Origin of the sequence: Nocardia sp. CDC153, from assembly GCF_035818515.1 — a bacterium.
Taxonomy (GTDB): Bacteria; Actinomycetota; Actinomycetes; order Mycobacteriales; family Mycobacteriaceae; genus Nocardia.
In genome coordinates this window covers 131,898-147,879 of sequence record NZ_JAYKYU010000001.1, presented here as the reverse complement: position 1 = coordinate 147,879, position 15,982 = coordinate 131,898, and the positions used below count along the sequence as shown (strand labels likewise).

The 15,982-nt window shown below is 67.4% G+C and carries 20 protein-coding genes; 7 read left to right on the top strand and 13 right to left on the bottom strand.

Features of this window, described 5'->3' with window-relative positions:
* Positions 1 to 127 precede the first annotated feature (127 nt).
* Together VMT65_RS00770 and VMT65_RS00765 are read left to right on the top strand one after the other, a co-directional pair.
* Complete coding sequence (locus VMT65_RS00770; protein WP_326305955.1) at positions 128 to 583, top strand: SRPBCC family protein; 456 nt, start codon at positions 128 to 130, stop codon at positions 581 to 583.
* Positions 584 to 625: 42 nt separating this feature from the next.
* Complete coding sequence (locus tag VMT65_RS00765; protein ID WP_326305954.1) at positions 626 to 1,501, top strand: 1,4-dihydroxy-2-naphthoate polyprenyltransferase; 876 nt, start codon at positions 626 to 628, stop codon at positions 1,499 to 1,501.
* Here the strand turns inward: VMT65_RS00765 and VMT65_RS00760 are convergent.
* From VMT65_RS00760 to VMT65_RS00745, 4 genes are all read right to left on the bottom strand, one after another.
* Positions 1,498 to 1,878 carry a phage holin family protein gene (locus VMT65_RS00760; RefSeq protein ID WP_326305953.1) on the bottom strand — a complete coding sequence of 127 codons (381 nt, stop codon included), beginning with the start codon at positions 1,876 to 1,878 and terminating at the stop codon, positions 1,498 to 1,500. The genes VMT65_RS00765 and VMT65_RS00760 overlap by 4 nt on opposite strands.
* Positions 1,879 to 1,965: 87 nt before the next feature.
* On the bottom strand, positions 1,966 to 2,556 hold the full coding sequence (locus VMT65_RS00755) for a Clp protease N-terminal domain-containing protein (protein WP_326305952.1): 591 nt from the start codon (positions 2,554 to 2,556) through the stop codon (positions 1,966 to 1,968).
* A complete protein-coding gene (locus VMT65_RS00750) occupies positions 2,556 to 2,777 on the bottom strand; it encodes a hypothetical protein (protein WP_040813561.1) in 222 nt (73 codons plus the stop codon). Before VMT65_RS00750 ends, VMT65_RS00755 begins: the two co-directional genes overlap by 1 nt.
* Before the next feature lie 98 nt (positions 2,778 to 2,875).
* Positions 2,876 to 3,160: a hypothetical protein gene (locus VMT65_RS00745; RefSeq protein WP_326305951.1), complete on the bottom strand. Its 285-nt coding sequence runs from the start codon at positions 3,158 to 3,160 to the stop codon at positions 2,876 to 2,878.
* A 152-nt stretch (positions 3,161 to 3,312) separates the two neighbouring features.
* On the opposite strand from VMT65_RS00745, the gene VMT65_RS00740 reads away from it, so the two are divergent.
* Positions 3,313 to 4,197, top strand: coding sequence for a helix-turn-helix domain-containing protein (locus tag VMT65_RS00740; RefSeq protein ID WP_326305950.1), 885 nt, complete (start codon positions 3,313 to 3,315; stop codon positions 4,195 to 4,197).
* 37 nt (positions 4,198 to 4,234) lie between these two features.
* Here the strand turns inward: VMT65_RS00740 and VMT65_RS00735 are convergent, their stop codons facing one another.
* A complete protein-coding gene (locus VMT65_RS00735) occupies positions 4,235 to 5,320 on the bottom strand; it encodes a PLP-dependent cysteine synthase family protein (protein WP_326305949.1) in 1,086 nt (361 codons plus the stop codon).
* The gene (locus VMT65_RS00730; protein ID WP_326305948.1) at positions 5,317 to 5,628 is read right to left on the bottom strand and encodes a DUF4229 domain-containing protein; all 312 of its coding nucleotides are present in this window, start codon (positions 5,626 to 5,628) and stop codon (positions 5,317 to 5,319) included. Before VMT65_RS00730 ends, VMT65_RS00735 begins: the two co-directional genes overlap by 4 nt.
* Positions 5,629 to 5,854: 226 nt before the next feature.
* Here VMT65_RS00730 and VMT65_RS00725 point away from each other — a divergent pair, with 226 nt between their 5' ends.
* Both VMT65_RS00725 and VMT65_RS00720 read left to right on the top strand, forming a co-directional pair.
* A complete protein-coding gene (locus VMT65_RS00725) occupies positions 5,855 to 6,085 on the top strand; it encodes a BldC family transcriptional regulator (protein WP_120743867.1) in 231 nt (76 codons plus the stop codon).
* An 87-nt stretch (positions 6,086 to 6,172) separates the two neighbouring features.
* Entirely contained in the window at positions 6,173 to 6,370 is a 198-nt protein-coding gene (locus VMT65_RS00720; protein WP_442790153.1) for a hypothetical protein, read from the top strand.
* Positions 6,371 to 6,493: 123 nt separating this feature from the next.
* Here VMT65_RS00720 and VMT65_RS00715 read toward each other — a convergent pair whose 3' ends face one another.
* Entirely contained in the window at positions 6,494 to 7,063 is a 570-nt protein-coding gene (locus VMT65_RS00715) for a TetR/AcrR family transcriptional regulator (protein ID WP_326305947.1), read from the bottom strand.
* Between the two features lie 94 nt (positions 7,064 to 7,157).
* Here VMT65_RS00715 and VMT65_RS00710 point away from each other — a divergent pair, with 94 nt between their 5' ends.
* On the top strand, positions 7,158 to 7,580 hold the full coding sequence (locus tag VMT65_RS00710) for a hypothetical protein (RefSeq protein ID WP_326305946.1): 423 nt from the start codon (positions 7,158 to 7,160) through the stop codon (positions 7,578 to 7,580).
* A 43-nt stretch (positions 7,581 to 7,623) separates the two neighbouring features.
* Here the strand turns inward: VMT65_RS00710 and VMT65_RS00705 are convergent, their stop codons facing one another.
* Positions 7,624 to 8,814 (bottom strand): Rieske 2Fe-2S domain-containing protein, encoded by a 1,191-nt coding sequence (locus tag VMT65_RS00705; RefSeq protein ID WP_326305945.1) that lies wholly within the window; start codon positions 8,812 to 8,814, stop codon positions 7,624 to 7,626.
* A gap of 281 nt (positions 8,815 to 9,095) precedes the next feature.
* Between VMT65_RS00705 and VMT65_RS00700 the strand changes: the two genes are divergently transcribed.
* Positions 9,096 to 10,658, top strand: coding sequence for a glycosyltransferase family 39 protein (locus tag VMT65_RS00700; RefSeq protein WP_326305944.1), 1,563 nt, complete (start codon positions 9,096 to 9,098; stop codon positions 10,656 to 10,658).
* A gap of 8 nt (positions 10,659 to 10,666) precedes the next feature.
* Here the strand turns inward: VMT65_RS00700 and ccsB are convergent, their stop codons facing one another.
* The 5 genes from ccsB to VMT65_RS00675 are packed head-to-tail and all read right to left on the bottom strand — an operon-like array spanning position 10,667 to position 15,386.
* Entirely contained in the window at positions 10,667 to 11,653 is a 987-nt protein-coding gene (gene ccsB / locus VMT65_RS00695; RefSeq protein ID WP_326305943.1) for a c-type cytochrome biogenesis protein CcsB, read from the bottom strand.
* A complete protein-coding gene (resB, locus tag VMT65_RS00690; protein ID WP_326305942.1) occupies positions 11,653 to 13,272 on the bottom strand; it encodes a cytochrome c biogenesis protein ResB in 1,620 nt (539 codons plus the stop codon). The genes ccsB and resB overlap by 1 nt, the downstream gene beginning before the upstream one ends.
* Position 13,273: 1 nt before the next feature.
* A complete protein-coding gene (locus VMT65_RS00685; RefSeq protein WP_326307393.1) occupies positions 13,274 to 14,098 on the bottom strand; it encodes a cytochrome c biogenesis CcdA family protein in 825 nt (274 codons plus the stop codon).
* A gap of 5 nt (positions 14,099 to 14,103) precedes the next feature.
* Positions 14,104 to 14,745 carry a TlpA family protein disulfide reductase gene (locus VMT65_RS00680; protein ID WP_326305941.1) on the bottom strand — a complete coding sequence of 214 codons (642 nt, stop codon included), beginning with the start codon at positions 14,743 to 14,745 and terminating at the stop codon, positions 14,104 to 14,106.
* Positions 14,742 to 15,386: a histidine phosphatase family protein gene (locus VMT65_RS00675; protein ID WP_326307392.1), complete on the bottom strand. Its 645-nt coding sequence runs from the start codon at positions 15,384 to 15,386 to the stop codon at positions 14,742 to 14,744. The genes VMT65_RS00680 and VMT65_RS00675 overlap by 4 nt, the downstream gene beginning before the upstream one ends.
* Between the last annotated feature and the right edge of the window lie 596 nt (positions 15,387 to 15,982).

Sequence of the window (15,982 nt, the reverse complement as noted above, 5' to 3'; positions counted from 1 at the left end):
TCCTCGCCAATCGTAGGTGAGCGACCGGTCCGGCGCCCGCTCCGGCTTACCCGAATCGGCGGTCTCGGTTCAACCGGATTTCGCCAGGGTGGGGCCATCGGGGACCGGCACGGCCTACGCTCATGCCATGGCCGAATTCGACATTCACCGGGAAACGGTCATCAAGGCCGATCCCACCCGGGTGCAGGCACTCATCGACGACTTCCATCAGTGGCGCAAGTGGTCTCCGTGGGAGGACACCGACCCCGCCATGGAACGCGTCTACAGCGGCGCCGATCGCGGCATCGGGGCCCGCTACTTCTGGAACGGCAATCGCAAGGCGGGCCGCGGGGATATGGAGATCACCTCGGCGACGTCGGAGGAGATCGGCATCCAGCTGAACTTCGAGAAGCCGTTCAAGGCGAGCAATCAGGTCACCTTCGAATTCCGCCCGGCGGGCGACACCACCGCGGTGACCTGGCGCATGACCGGTCAGCAGAACGGGATCATGGCCATCGTCGGCAAGCTGATGCCGATGGATCGGCTGGTGGGCAAGGACTTCGAGAAGGGTCTGGCCCAGCTCAAGGCCGCCGCCGAGGCCTGACCGACAGGCGCGGTCGTCGACCCTCGCATTAGGCTGCGGTGCATGGCTACAGCAGCGCAGTGGATCGAGGGCGCGCGGCCGCGCACCCTGCCCAACGCCATCGCCCCGGTGTTGGCGGGGACGGGGGCGGCCGCCTCGATCGGGGGGTTCGTGTGGTGGAAAGCGGTACTGTGCCTGCTGCTTTCGGTGGCCCTCATCATCGGCGTGAACTACGCCAACGACTATTCCGACGGCATTCGCGGCACCGATGACGAGCGGGTTGGTCCGCTGCGGCTGGTCGGCTCCAAGCTCGCGGCCCCGGCGGCCGTGCGCAACGCCGCCATCGGCTGTCTCGCGCTGGGCGCGGTGCTCGGGCTGGTGCTGGTGGCCACCAGCGCCTGGTGGCTGATTCTGGTGGGCGCGGCCTGCCTGGCCGGGGCCTGGTTCTACACCGGCGGCCGGAACCCGTACGGGTACAGCGGTTTCGGTGAGATCGCGGTGTTCGTGTTCTTCGGCCTGGTGGCGGTGCTGGGCACCGAGTTCGTGCAGGCCGGGCGGGTCGACTGGGCCGGGCTGGCGTGCGCGGTCGCGGTCGGGTCGTTCTCCAGCGCGGTGCTGGTCACCAATAATCTGCGCGATATTCCGACCGACACCGAATCGGGCAAGCTGACCCTGGCCGTGCGCCTGGGCGACACCCGCACCCGCACACTGCATCTGGTGCTGTTGGCGGTGCCGTTCGTGGCGAGCCTGGTGCTGGTGGCGCGCACGCCGTGGGCCCTGGCCGGACTCGTCGCCCTGCCGCTGGCCCTGAAGGCCAATGAACCGGTGCGCACCGGCAAGAACGGGCCGGGTCTGATTCCCGCCCTCGCCGGTACCGGTCTGGCGATGCTGGTCTGGTCGGTCCTGACCGCCATCGCGCTGGCCATCTCCGGGCTCTAGTCCTCGTCGGGGACCAGCACGCCCAACACCCAGTTGACCAGCGAGATGATGATGCCGCCGAGCACCGCGGCCCAGAAGCCGTCCACCCGCAGGCCGTAATCCGTGGTGCCGGTGATCTTCGCGGTCAGCCACAGCATGAGCGCGTTGATCACCAGCAGGAACAGGCCCAGCGAGACCACGATGAACGGGAAGGACAGCACCTTCACGATCGGCTTCACCAGCGTGTTCACGATGGCGAACACCACGGTGATGGCGGCGATCACCAGCAGCTTGCTCTGGGTGGTGTCCTCGGGGGTCTTGATCTCGATGCCGTTCACCCAGGCGGCGGCCAGCCAGATGGCCACACCATTGATCAGCAGACGTATCAGGAGCGTCATGCCCCCGATCGTAGGGGGAGATCATCTCCGCGGCCCGACATCCGGGACACGACGCGGACCCGATCGGGCCAAACGGTCTGTTCGCGATCAGGCCGCCCGCCCGAGGTAGCCGGACACCGCGTCGCGCAGGGCACGCTGCGCGGCCTCGTCGCCGAGCAGTCGGCCGGTGACCGCGTTGGGGGCGCGCAGCACCGCCAGCATGAGGTGCCCCGCCTCGATCCGGTCGTCCTTGCGCGCGAGCGCCTCCCGCAGGGACAGCTCGACGATCTTCTTGGACTCCTTGGTGAAGGGGATGTGGCCGCGCGGGCCGCCCTCCCGCCCCCAGTATTTGCCCCAGCGCGATTCCCCACCGGGCACGGCCGCCCGATCGAGGGCGTTCTCGCCGAAGGTCGCCTCCAGACTCTCCCGCACCGCGTCCAGATCGATGCCGATGGACCGCAGCGCCTCCGCGTCCTCCGCACCGAGCGGCTCGCCGGTCCGCTTGCGGGCCAGCACATCCCGCACGCCCGCGGCGGTGAGTCCATGTGCCGCAAGCACTTCCACCAGTCCGGCGTCGGGACTGGCGAGCAGGCCCAGCAGCACGTGCTCGACCTCGATGCTCGAGGAGCAGAGGTCCCGGGCCTCCTCCTGGGCCATGACGATCGCGTATTTGGCCGCCCTGTCGAATCGTTCGAACATCAGCGAATACCGCCCTTCCGGTTGTACTTCTGGTGGACCGCCTGCCGACTGACCTCGAGCGCGTCGGCGATGGCCTGCCAGGACCAGCCCTGCTTGCGGGCATTGCCGACCTGAATGGCCTCGAGCCGCTCGAGCAACCGGCGCAGTGCCAGCACCGCGCGGAGCCCGACCTGCGGGTCGGGGCTGCCGGCGGCGGCCGCCAGAGTCGTTGCTTCACTCATGACTGTCAATTTACGTTGACATTCGGGGCGCGTCAACGAAAATTGACACATCGGGAAGGGTGTTCACCGTCGGCGAACGTCACGACGGCGAGAGTCGTTCAGCCCCAGGGCGTGAAGGGTGCGAACTCGCGCACCGAATCGGACCAGTCCCACACGGTCTCGGGATCGACCGGGAATCCGGCCTGCAGGCACAGCCGCCAGCCGCGCGCGTCCTTCTCCCAGATGTCACCGTCGCGGTCCCGGTACAGCCCGAAAGCCGCGGGCTCCCAAGCATTGCCGAGCCCGCCGGTGGCCGCCGGGGCGAAACCGCCACCCGCCGTGGCGATCACCCACGGCCCCACCGTGACATTGACATCGAGAACCGGCCGCGGTTGCTGCCCCAATTCGACTCCTGATTTGTTGCTGATTTGTTGTTGTTTCAAACTATTGGAGCAGAGCCGTGTACCACGCGGTCCCGCATCCGGGGACCGTATCGGGATCGGTCGGCAACCGCGCGTGTACCTGACGGCCATACTAGTAAGGTCAGCCTAAGTAAATGGATGGAGTCCCCACGTTCGGCGAGTACATTCGCCAGCGCCGCACCACCGCGAATCTCACGCGCCCGCAACTGGCCTGGTTGGCCAACCTCTCGGTGCCCTACCTGACCAAGATCGAAGGCGGCGCCAATCCGTCGCGCCGCGTCATCGAATCCCTCGGCACCGCACTGAAACTCCCCCCTGCCGAATTCGAATACGCCCTGGTGCTGGCGGAGGGACCGCTCCCGCGCATCGAGGCCGACCACCCCACCGCCGCCGACCAGGAGTACCTGGATCTGCTCAACCCCGCGATCGGCGCGTACATCACCGAACTCTGGGACATCGTCGCGGTCAATGCCGCGCACCGGGAGGCGTTCCTCGAACTCGAGCCCGGCGCCAACTATCTGGAATGGCTAATCTTCAACCCGATCTCGCGCACGGTCATGGTGAATTGGGAGACCGAGACGCGCATGGCGGCCAGCCGATTCCGCATGCAGCTGGCGCGCAGCGGCGAGGACGAGCGCGGCGCGCAGGTGCTCGAGAAGTGCCTGTCCGATCCGGACTTCGCGCTGCTGTGGCGCTCCGACGCGGTCGCGGCCGAGCGCACCGATCTGGTGAAGCTGGTGCGCGACCCGCGCACCCTGGCCATCACCGAGTTGCGCATCAATATGTGGCGCACCCAATCGAGCCTGCAGTCGTGGCTGTTCGTGCTCGGCACGACGGTCGATCGACCGACCGCGGTGACCCGTCCGGTGGTGCGCCGGAGGCCCCAAACGTCAAGCCCTATTAACACGACTTCATCCCAAGAAAACCGACCGGTGCGCCCGGAACATACTGCTCAGGCTAACGATCTGACCCCGACAAAACCCCTACAGCAAATTGACAGCAACCTGACGGATGGGTGATCAACGGTTATCGGCCGAGCGCCGTGCGGTGGGAAAACTATCCGGACCAAGTACCGGTGGCGATGAATTCGGCCAGCACCGCGGCGGGCTCGGCGAGACTCAGCCCCTGGTCGGCAACCCAGGTGTCATTGAAATAGGTTCCGGCATAACGGTCTCCGCCATCACACAGTAGCGTCACCACACTGCCGGTGCGGCCCGCCGCGATCATGTCGGCAATCAGGGCAAACGCACCCCACAGGTTGGTTCCCGTGGACCCGCCGACCCGTCGGCCGAGCACCTCGCTGGCATGCCGGGCGGTCGCGACCGAGGCCGCGTCGGGCACCTCGATCATGCAGTCCACCACCGTCGGCACGAACGACGGTTCCACCCGCGGTCGCCCGATTCCCTCGATCCGCGAAGGCATTCCGGTCTGATAGCCGAGATCGTCGAGCTCGTAGCCGCCGTAGAAGGCCGAATTCTCCGGATCCACCACGGCCAGCCGGGTCGCGTGCCGCTTGTAGCGCAGGTAGCGCCCGATGGTCGCGCCGGTGCCGCCGGTGCCCGCGCCCACCACCACCCACTCCGGCACCGGGTGGGTCTCCAAAGTCATCTGCTGGAAGATCGATTCGGCGATGTTGTTGTTGCCGCGCCAGTCGGTGGCGCGCTCGGCATTGGTGAACTGGTCCATGTAGTGGCCGCCGGTCTCGGCGGCCAAACGCGCTGCCTCGGTATAGATATCGGGGGCCCGCTCGACCAGATGGCAGCGCCCGCCCTGCGCCTCGATGAGCGCGAGCTTCTCCGGCGAGGTCTTGGCGGGCACCACGGCCACGAAGTCCAGGCCCAGCATGCGGGCGAAATACGCCTCGCTGATGGCGGTCGAGCCGGAGGAAGCCTCCACCACGGTGGTGCCTTCCGTGACCCAACCGTTGCAGATGGCATAGAGGAACAGTGATCTCGCCAGGCGGTGTTTGAGACTGCCTGTCGGATGTGTGGATTCATCCTTCAGATAGAGCTGGATGCCCCACTCGCTCGGGAGGGGGTAGCGCAACAGATGGGTATCCGCGCTGCGCTGGGTATCGGCGTCGATCAGCCGGACGGCATTGTCGACCCAGTGTCGAGGTGCGCTGCGATCGCAGCGTTTCACTGATCGTCCTTGCCCTGCAGGCGAGACATCAGCTGATCACGGTCCTTGCGGCGCTTGGCATCCACCGCGGCGATGTCCCGATTCACCTGCGAGCGCAGCTTCTTGAACAGCAGCAGCGACAGCGGCATGGCGATGAGCAGGGCGAACAGCAGCGCGACGAACAGCGGGATGGATACGTGCACCGCGGCGCCCACCCCGATGATGATCGCTGCGATCACGGCGACCAGCCCGAGTCGGGCCACCGTGTAGAGGGCCAGGTTTCGGGCCAGTCGGCGGCCCGCACCGTCGGGCGGGGTTGCGTCACTCACGCAGAACAGCGTAGGTGACCGCGCCGCGGCGGATGCCGTTGGGCCACGACCGGAGGTCGCTGGAGATTCGCTGCGTTCGCGTCAAACGTGACCGTAAACACATAACGGATATCCGTTTTGTCTATTACTTCGTCTTTACCAAAGCGAGACCGTTCGAACACCAGGGGGGTGCAGTGCAACGATGTCGCTACTGATGAGGGATCTGTCGAAACGGAAAGGTTTGCGAATGACTGCGTTCACCGCGCCGAGCCGCGCATTGGGTTCCGTCTCCGGCCAGGACACCTTGCTTACCCCTGGCCAAGTCGCTGCCCTGTTCCACGTCGATCCGAAGACCGTGACCCGCTGGGCTCACGCAGGTCGGCTCGGCTCCCTGCGGACTCCGGGCGGTCACCGCCGGTTCCGCGAATCCGAAGTCATGCAGCTCCTGCGGTCCCTCACCACCGAGGCCCGCGTGTAACACCGATTCAGCTCGAGATCCACAGCAGGAATACAGCCCGCTTCACGTGCCGCGGGTACGCACTCGGATTACCCTCGTTGTCAGGAGGTGAGCGACGTGACGTACCTGTTGGCACTCATCGCGGTAGTGGCCGTCGCGATGCTGTGCTGGAAAGCTTTCGGGCCCCAGCGACCGGTCGGCACCGGCTCAGCATTCACTCGGCGCAACCGCGTTATCGGTCCCGAAGATGACCCGGATTTCCTCGCCACGCTCTCCCAGGAGCATCGCGACGGCGAATCCACCTGAATTACCGAAGCTCGCCAACCAGTTAGCCAATAGACAGATGTGACCGTCCCCCGCGGAACCGCGCCAGCGCACCCGCGGGGGACAGTCATATCCGCGACATCCGGTCACCGCGCCCGGCGCGGATCAGCTGGGCGCTTCGAAGCGATGCCGCACCAGATCGGTTGCGGTTCGGGCCATTCGGTCGAACGGGGCGATGGTGCCCTCGGCCCGGCACAGCACGTGCGCGCCCTGCAGCAGGGTGAGCAGGGTGGTGGCCAGATCCCCGGCGGCCACGGGTTCCACTCCGGCGGCGGTGAGACGCCCGGCCAAAGTCGTTGTCCAGGAGTCGAACGCGGTGGCGGCGACGGTGCGCAGCTCGCCGCTGTCCGGGTCGACGGTGACGGCGGCGACGGCGCAGCCCGCACCCTCGGCCGAGCAGGCGACGACCGGGCGGACCAAATCCAGGAACGCCTCCACCAGACTCAGCGGATCGTCGGCCGGTAGGGCGGCGAGCAGTTCGCGGACCTGATCGCCGTTGCGGGCGGCGGCGGTCGCCACCAATTCGGTCTTGCCGCCCGGGAAGTGGTGGTAGATCGCGCCGCGGGCCGCGCCGCTGGATTCCAGGACCGCGGTGAACGACATGCCCGCGACGCCCTTCGTCCGCAGCGCGTCGATGGCCGCGTCGATCATGCGATCGCGGGTGGTGGCCGCCATGATTCCTCCCGAACCGTTGACTAGTACGGCCATACTAGTACACACTCGACTCGCTAGTACGTGCGTACTAGCGACTTCGAGAATGGAGCACCCCATGCCCATCACCGTCACCGCACCCCGCGGCATCCTCACCGCACGCGGCGAACGCGAGATCCTGCCCGCGCTCTCCGCCGCCCTCGCCGAGGTCAGCGGCGGCACCGGCAATGACTTCTTCACCGGAATCATCGGCGGCACAGTGCATGTGCTGTCGCCGCAGGACGTCTACGCGGGCGGGGTGAATCGGCCGGTCGTCATGGTCGAGCTGAAACTGCCCAATATCGGGCTGCCCGATCCGGCCGCCCGCGCGGCCTTCATCACGGCGGCCACCGAGATCGTCGCCGGATTCACCACGGAAGGCCACCGGCGCGAAGACATTTGGGTCAATATCCTCAATGCTCCCGATGGTGCCTGGGGCATCGGCGGCCGCGCCTACACCGGCGCGGACTTGATCGCCGCGGTCACCGCCGCGGCCCACTGAACGCGAACGGGGCGGGCGAGAATGCTCGCCCGCCCCGGGAGCGTCAATTGCTGAGCGCGTCCTCTTCGGCCTTGCGCCTGAGGTTTTCGGCGACCTCGGCCTCCCAGGCCTGGTTCGCCTTGGTGGTGTCGACCTCGAATTCGAAGCGCTGCACCGACTTCGGATCGATATCGGCGACATCCACATAGAACTGGTCGTACCAACGACGCAGCTGATAGACCGGCCCGTCTTCCTCGGTCAGCAGTGGATTCTCGATCTTGGACTTGTGCTTCCAGATCTCCACGTCCTGCAGGAAGCCCTCGCCGATGCCCTTGGTCATCTTCTTCGCGATGCGGTCGGCGGTGACATCGTCCACCCCCGTCGGCTTGCGCACCGACATGCCGTACTGCAGCACGAACGCGTCCTGCGAGATCGGGTAGTGGCAGTTGATCAGCACCGTCTCCAGCTCGAAACCGCTGTAGTTGTTGACCAGCGGATTGACCATGTAGGACGGGCCGAAGTAGGAGGCCACCGACTTCAGCGTCGAATTGCCGCCGTACTGGGTGGCCATGCCCTTGTCGGGGCGGGCGGTGGAGTCCAGGTACTGGGTCGCGACGTGGCCCTCGAAGACGTTCTTGAAGTACGTGGGGTACGCGTAGTGGATATAGAAGAAGTGGGCCATGTCCACCACGTTGTCGATGATCTCGCGGCAGTTGGAGCCCTCGATGACCATCGATTCCCAGGTCCAGTCGGTCCAGCCGTCGACCAGGGTCTCCGAGCCGCTGCCGTCGGCATTGGTGAACGGGCCCTCGATATAAGGAATCGTCACCTCGTCCGGCGGCAGGTTGCCCTCGTGGTCGTGCCACACGAACAGCTGACCGTTGCGCTCCAAGGTGATCCACGACCGCGTGCGGGCCAGCGGCGGCACCCGGCGGGCGTACGGGATGGCGGTGCACTTGCCATCGCCGCCCCACCGCCAGTCGTGGAACGGGCAGGCGATGGAATCGCCCTTGATCTGACCCATGCTCAGATCGCCGCCGAGGTGGCGGCAGTAGGAGTCGAGCACATGCAATGCGCCCGTGCTGTCGGCGAACACCACCAGCTTGGTTCCGAATGCGGAGATCGCGTGCGGCTCGCCGTCCCGGAACGAGGCGGCCAGCCCGAGGCAGTGCCAGCCCCGCGCGTACCGCGTCGGGGCGGTACCCACGTCGATCTCCCGGACCTTACCGACGCGACCCTGCGGCGCCACTGCCATGATGAGCCTCCCCATCGATAAAAATTAGAACGTGTTCTAATCACGGACGCTTAATACGGTACAACGCGCCGGTACTCACCGGTAGGGGCGATGGCAAAGAAGTCCCGGCCGCACGGCCCATTCGGCTCGGCTGCGCTGCCCATTCGGCTCGGCCGGGCAAGCCCCGGAAACGCCGGGGGCGACCGAACCTCGCGGACCGGATATCCTGCAGCAGATCGACGCCCGGCACCGCCGCAATTCGGTGTCCGCCGGGCGTTTTTGCGTTTCTCGGGAGGGAAAAGATGGCCACCACCGGTACGGCGCCCCACGTGGGCGCCGTCGAACCAGTCGCCGAACGGGCGCCGTTCGCCTGGAAGGGCGTGCTGGCGGTGTCCTTCGGATTCGCCGCGATCATGGGCATCGCCGCGGCCCGGATCAACTACTTCGGCGACGAGCTGTATTTCATCGCGGCCGGACGCCGACTCGCCTGGGCCTACCCGGACCAGGGGCCGCTGGCGCCGTTCGTCGCGCACGTGATGGATCTGATCGCGCCGGGTTCGGTGCTGGGCCTGCGGATTCCCGCCCTGGCCCTGATGGCCGCCGCGGCCGTGCTGTCCGCCGCCACCGCCCGGGAACTCGGGGCCGGGTCGCGGTATCAGATCCTCGCCGCGCTGGCCTACGCCGTCTCACCGCTGGCCTTCGACCAAATTCAGCTGATCACACTGACTTTCGACATCCCCCTGCAGGCGCTGATCATCTTCCTGCTGATCCGCTGGGTGCGGGTGCGCCAGGACTGGCTGCTCATCGCCGCGGGCGTGGCCGCCGCGCTGGCGTTCCAGGCCAAGTGGATGGTGCCCGGCGTGTGGGCGATGCTGGGCATCGGCGTGCTGGTGGCCGGGCCGCGCGAGGTGCTGCGCCGTCCCGCGCTCTACCTCGGCACGCTGATCATGGTGGTCGCCATGATCCCCGGCATCATCTGGCAGACCCAGCACGGCTGGGTGGAATCCCAGATGACCGAGATCATTTCGCAGGAACAGCACGCCGCCAATACCGGACCGCTCATCTGCGCGATCGAGATCGCCGTCCAGTGCGGGTTGATCGGCGGCCTGCTCAGCATTTTCGGCCTGTGGGGTCTGGTGCGGCTGGAAGCCTTGCGCCCCTACCGTTTCGCGCTGATCGCGGGCCTGCTGCTGCTCATCGTGGTGCTGGTCGAGAACGGCCGCTCCTACTATGTCGCGGGCTTCTGGCCCGCCCTGCTCGGCGCGGGCGCGTTCGCCCTCGGCACCGTCGAGGTCAAGCAGCTGTACCGCCGCCTGGTGAACGCCCTCGCGGTGGTCTCGGCAATCCTGTTCACCGCGTGGATGATCGCCGTCCCGCTCCCCAAGAGCTGGATCAACTCCCCCATCACCAACCAGGCCGACTACTGGATGCGCGAATCCTGGTTCGGCCCCGACGGTTACGCCACCTTCACCGCCGCCGTGAACGACGCGGTCCAGAGCCTCCCCGAAGCCGACCGCAAGGACACCGCCGTCGTGGCCGCCGCCTACGTCCAGGCCAGCGCCCTCGAGGAATTCGGCCGCGACTACCACCTTCCCCCCGTCTACAGCCCCAACCGAGGCTTCGGCTACTTCGGCCCGCCCCCCGACTCCGCCCACACCATCGTCTACCTCTCCGTGGACGGCGTAGGCGACAAGGACTTCCTCTCGAAGTTCGCCACCACCACCGAATTCCGCAAAATCAACAACCCCAACGGCCTCCCTGGCCTGGAACGCCTCATCACCGTCTACATCTGCAAAAACCCCGTGAAGCCCTGGTCCGAGACCTGGCCCACCCTCCAAACCCTCACTTTCCCCAGCGGAATCTGATCCGCGGGTTAGTTGAGGCCGGCGTAGCTGTGGAGGCCGCTCACCACGATGTTGATGATGAAGAGGTTGAAGAGCATGGCTACGAAGCCGGCGATGTTGATCCAGGCGGCCTTGGTGTCTCGCCAGCCGGAGGTGGCTCGGGCGTGGAGGTAGGCGGCGTAGAGGACCCAGGCGATGAAGGAGCAGGTTTCCTTCGGGTCCCAGCCCCAGAAGCGGCCCCAGGCGGCCTCGGCCCAGATGGCGCCGAGGATGACGCCCGCGCCGAAGATGGGGAAGCCGATGATGGTGGTGCGGTAGGCAAGACGGTCCAGGAGTTGGGCGTCGGGGAGGCGGCGGGCCAGCTGGCCGAGGAGATTGTCGGACTCGTGGCCCGCGGGCTGCCAGATGCGGTAGAGGAACAGCAGACTCGCTACGCCCGAGACCAGGAAGACGCCGGAGCCGAGCGAGACGACGGTGACGTGGACCGGGAGCCAGTAGGACTTGAGGGCGGGGACGACGGGGGCCGCGTCCACGTGCAGCTTCGTACCGGCGAGGAAGAGCAGGATCAGCACCGGGACGAGCAGGAACGACCACATGGCGCGGTAGCGCTGATCGCGCAGCAGCACCAGGCCGAGACCGACGGCCGCGGCGGTGGCCATGGAGATGAACTCGAACATGTTGCCGAGCGGGAAGCGGTGGGTTGCGAAGCCGCGCAACACGATCGAGGCCGCGTGCACGCCGAAGCCGACGAACAGCACGGCGAAGGCCATATTGCCCAGGCGTTCCGGGAAGGGGCGTTCCGCGCCGCGGGGCGTCACCTTGCCGGGGACGTTCGCGGGCGGCTCGTCCACGACGTCGGAACCGCCTCCGGCGGTGACCAATTGGCGCGCCGTGGTCGGCACCGTGCGGGTGAGCGCGAACTGCCAGACCAGCATGATCCAGACCAGCGCGTAGATCACGATGGCCGACTTGAACGCGAGATCGCTGTAGGAGGCGATGGTCTCGTCGATCGGCATTACTTCTCTCCCGTCAGCAGCCGCTCACGCAGGCGATCGAATTCGCCGCCCCAGCCGGCCTGGTCGGTGCGGGCCAATCCGCCCATTTCTACTACGGTACGTCGTACCCCGTCGGTTTCGTCGCCGGGGTACACGCGCAGCCAGATGCGGCGGCGCTTCACCAGCAGCGACACCAGCAGGCCCGCCATCATGGTCAGCGCCGACACCAGCACCCACTGCTGCGCCGGATCGTGCGAAACCTGCAGGTTCACGAACTCTTCCGCGCCGTCGAAGGTCACCTTGGTGCCGTCGGCCAGGGTCGAGGTCTCCCCCGGCTTCAGATTCACGCGCTGCTGTTTGACCAGACGACCCTGCTTGATCATCTCCGGATCCAGCGCGAACAGCGACTGCGCGCGACCGGTATCGAGACCGGTATCGCCCTGATAGATGTCGATCGCGACGGCCGGATCCTTCATGGCCGGATACATGGAGGTCAGCAGCTGACCGTGCATGAGCGCGGTCGGCGCGAACAGGCCCTGAATGGCGACCTGATGCTTGCGGCGCTCGTCCTCGCTCGGGTACATGCCGCCCGGCGGATCGATGCGCAGCACACCCGAGGACAGGAAGGTGGTGGCGTCGTCCGGCTTCCACTGGATGGCCTCGGTGCGGGTCTGGCCGTTCGGGAAGGTCACCGTGAACTTGGGCGCGAAACCGTGTCCCTGCAGGTAGACCCGGTCACCGGCGACGCGCAGCGGGTGATTCACCTGAATGGTGGCGTCACGCCAGGTGTCCGAGTTCAGGTCACCGCCGGTCTGGTACTGGATGTTCGAGGTGAACATGGACGCCTGGCCGTTCTCCAGGTAGTCGGCCTTGAAGTCCTTGACGCGCACGCACATCGGGGTCAGCCCGGTGCCGTCGTTCACATTGCCCGCGCGGAAGGAGTCGAACACCGCGGGGCTGGTGGTGCAGAAGCCCGGGCCGTCATTGGCGAGCACGACCACATTGCCCTCGTAGCCGAACAGCTTGCCGATGGCCACCGCCGCCAGCAGACCCACCAGCGCCAGGTGGAAGATCAGGTTGCCGAGTTCGCGGGTGTAGCCCTTCTCGGCCGACAGGGTCACCTCGCCCTCGCGCGTGCCCGGCTGCACGACCGTGCGCCAGCCGCGCATCTGGCCCAGGGCCCGGTCGATCACCGCATCCGGACTCGACGCGTCGGTGCCGGACCAGTGATGCGGCAGCCGAGAAAGGTTGCGGGGAGCCTTGACCGGCGGCGTGCGCAGCGCCCGGTAGTGATCCACGCAGCGCGGCAGGATGCACCCGACCAGCGAAACGAACAGCAGCACATAGACGGCCGTGAACCAGGCGCTCGAGAACACGTCGAACAGCTGCAGCCGATCCATCCACGGACCCAGCGTCGGCCGGTTGCGAATGTAGTCGTCGACCTTGCCCGCGTTCAGACTGCGCTGCGGCAGCAGCGCGCCCGGAATGGCGGCCAGGGCCAGCAGGAACAACAGCATGAGCGCGGTGCGCATGCTGGTCAGGCCGCGCCAGGCGTTGCGCAGCAGGGCGATGACGCGACGCGGGGGCGATTGACGCGGCGGGGTCACGGGGGCACCGGGGGTTTCGATGGTGGCAGTCATGTCAGATCGGCAGGGTCACATTCGAGACGAAGGCGTCGCGGACCCAGGAGACGAACTGGTCCCACGCCCCGGTCACCAGGGCGATGCCGACGGCCACCAACAGCAGCCCGCCGATCACCTGAATGGTGCGGGAATTACGGCGCAGCCAGCCGACGCCGCGCAGCGCGGTCGCCGAACCGAAGGCCAGGATCACGAAGGGCAGGCCCAGACCCAGGCAGTAGGCCACGATGAGGGCGACCCCGCGGACCGCGGTGGTGCCCTCGGTGCCCGCCGACACGGCCATCACACCCGACAGGGTCGGGCCCAGGCACGGCGTCCAGCCGAGCGCGAAAACCGCACCCAGCAAAGGGGCTCCGACGATGCCGCTCAGACGACGCGGCTCCATGCGGGTGTCGCGCTGCAGCGCCGGGATGAGGCCGATGAAGGCCAGACCCATCACGATCGTCACCACGCCGCCGATGCGTTGCAGCAGATCGCGATTCACGTTCAAGGCCTGGATCGCGCCGAATACGGTGGCCGAGGCGAGCACGAACACCACGGTGAAGCCCGCCACGAACAGCCCGGCCGCGCCCGCGACCCGCAGGCGCGCGGAATTGCGCTGCGCCACGGCCGTTTTGGCGTTCTTGGCCGACTCCACCGTCACCGGCGGAGCCTCCGCGCCGACCACGCCCGCCAGATACGACAGGTAGCCCGGCACCAGCGGCACCACGCACGGCGACGCGAACGACACCAGCCCCGCCAGCAGGCACGCGCCCAGCGCGAGCAACAGCGGTCCGGTGGCGGCGGTCTGCTGGAACGAATCCCCCACGCTCGCAAGCACGGTCACGTGATTCACGACTGCTCCTGCGCGAGCTTGTCCACCACCGGCTGCAGGTCCTCGGCCAGCAGGGCCCGCAGGAACACCGCCGCCACCCGATGCTGTTTGTCCAGCACGATGGTGGTGGGGATGACGCTGGTCGGGAACTTGCCGCCGAGCGCGAGCAGACTGCGCATGGACGGGTCGTAGATCGAGGGGTAGCCGACCTTGTTGTCGGTCACGAAATCCTGGGCCTTGTCCTTCTGATTGTCGCGGACGTTGATGCCCAGGAAGGCGACGCCCTTGTCCTTGCTCGCCTCGTAAACCTGTTCCAGCGCAGGGGCTTCCGCGCGACACGGGCCGCACCACTGGCCCCAGATGTTCACGACCACGACCTTGCCCGGGAAATCGTCGACCGAGGTGGTCTTGCCGTCGTGCAGCAGATCCGGGCCGGACAGCTTGCCGATGGTGCCGCGCGAAGGCGGCGGATCGTAGAAGATCTCGGTCTTGCCGCCCGGGGAGACGAAATCGAAGGTGCCGCCCTGCGCCACCGCGTCCTTGCCCGCCGTCGAACACCCGGCCAGCACGGCCGCCACACACAGGCCCGCCAGCAGTGCCGCCACGCGCCGGAAGCGGCGCGGGGCGTGGGCGGACGGGGACGCGATGGCGGGTCTCATGCGCCGGTCACCGACGGATCGGACGCGCCCGCGGGCTCCGAGTAGACGATGTCGATCAACGTATCGCCCTGGTAGACAAGCGAAGTCAACGACGCCAACGAGCACTGGCGATTACGCGGGTCGTGCCAGAGCCGCTGGCCCTGCAGGAACCGGCGCAGCGTCCACACCGGCAGCTGATGCGACACCAGCACGGCCTCGCGACCGGCGGCCTCCACCCGCGCCTTGTTCACCGCGGCCAACATGCGATGCGCGATCTGCAGGTACGGCTCACCCCACGACGGCGTGAACGGATCGCGCAGCTTCCACCAGTGCCGCGGCTTGCGCAGCGCCCGCGCGGTGACGGTCAGGCCCTCGAAGGTGTTTCCCGCCTCGATCAGATTCTCATCGGTGCGAATGGTGAGCCCGTGCCCGAGCGCGATCGGCTCCGCGGTCTCCTGCGCCCGCTGCAGGGGCGAGGCCACCACCAGCGCGATGTCGTGGTCGGCCAGCGAACGCGCCACGGCCTGCGCCTGCGCCCGGCCCGTCACCGACAGCTGGAAGCCGGACAGTCGGCCGTACAGGATGCCCTTCGGGTTGTGCACCTCACCGTGCCGCAGCACGTGCACGATCGTCTCGACATCGGAGGCCACCTCACCCGGCAGAATCAATCCGCTCGCGGCACTGTCGGATTCGCCGCTCGCGACGCTGTCGGATTCGACGACCTCGTCGCCGGATTCGGCATCCTCCGCCGCAATACCCGGTGCCGCCTCGGATTCGACCGCCTGTTCAGCGGGATCGACCTCGACCACGACGTCGGAGGCGAAACCGGCGGACTCGACCAGCTCCGACACCCGCGCGCCGGCGTCGGAATCACCAGCGTCGGCGACGAATTCATCGGCGGCGGTGACCACGGCCGCGAACACCTCGGCCGCCGAACCGACCGGCACACCGTCGACGCCGTGCTCGGCCGTCTCGGGGGTGGTCTCGGCGGAGTCGATGGTGACCGCGGCGGCGTATTCGTCGGCGGGGGTCGCCACGTCGTCGGCGTCGGCGTCCGGGACGGCGGCCTCGGGCACGTCTGAATCATCGGAATCGCCGGATTCCTTTGGCGTGGCCGGTGATTCGGCGGACGGGGAGACGACGATGTGTTCGCCGGTTACCGCCAGGTCGTGCTCGGCCTGTCGGATCGAGTCCAGGAGGCGGGTGGCTTCGGCGGCGGAGAGGGGGGCCTCGTGGGGTGCGGGTTCGGGTAACCCGG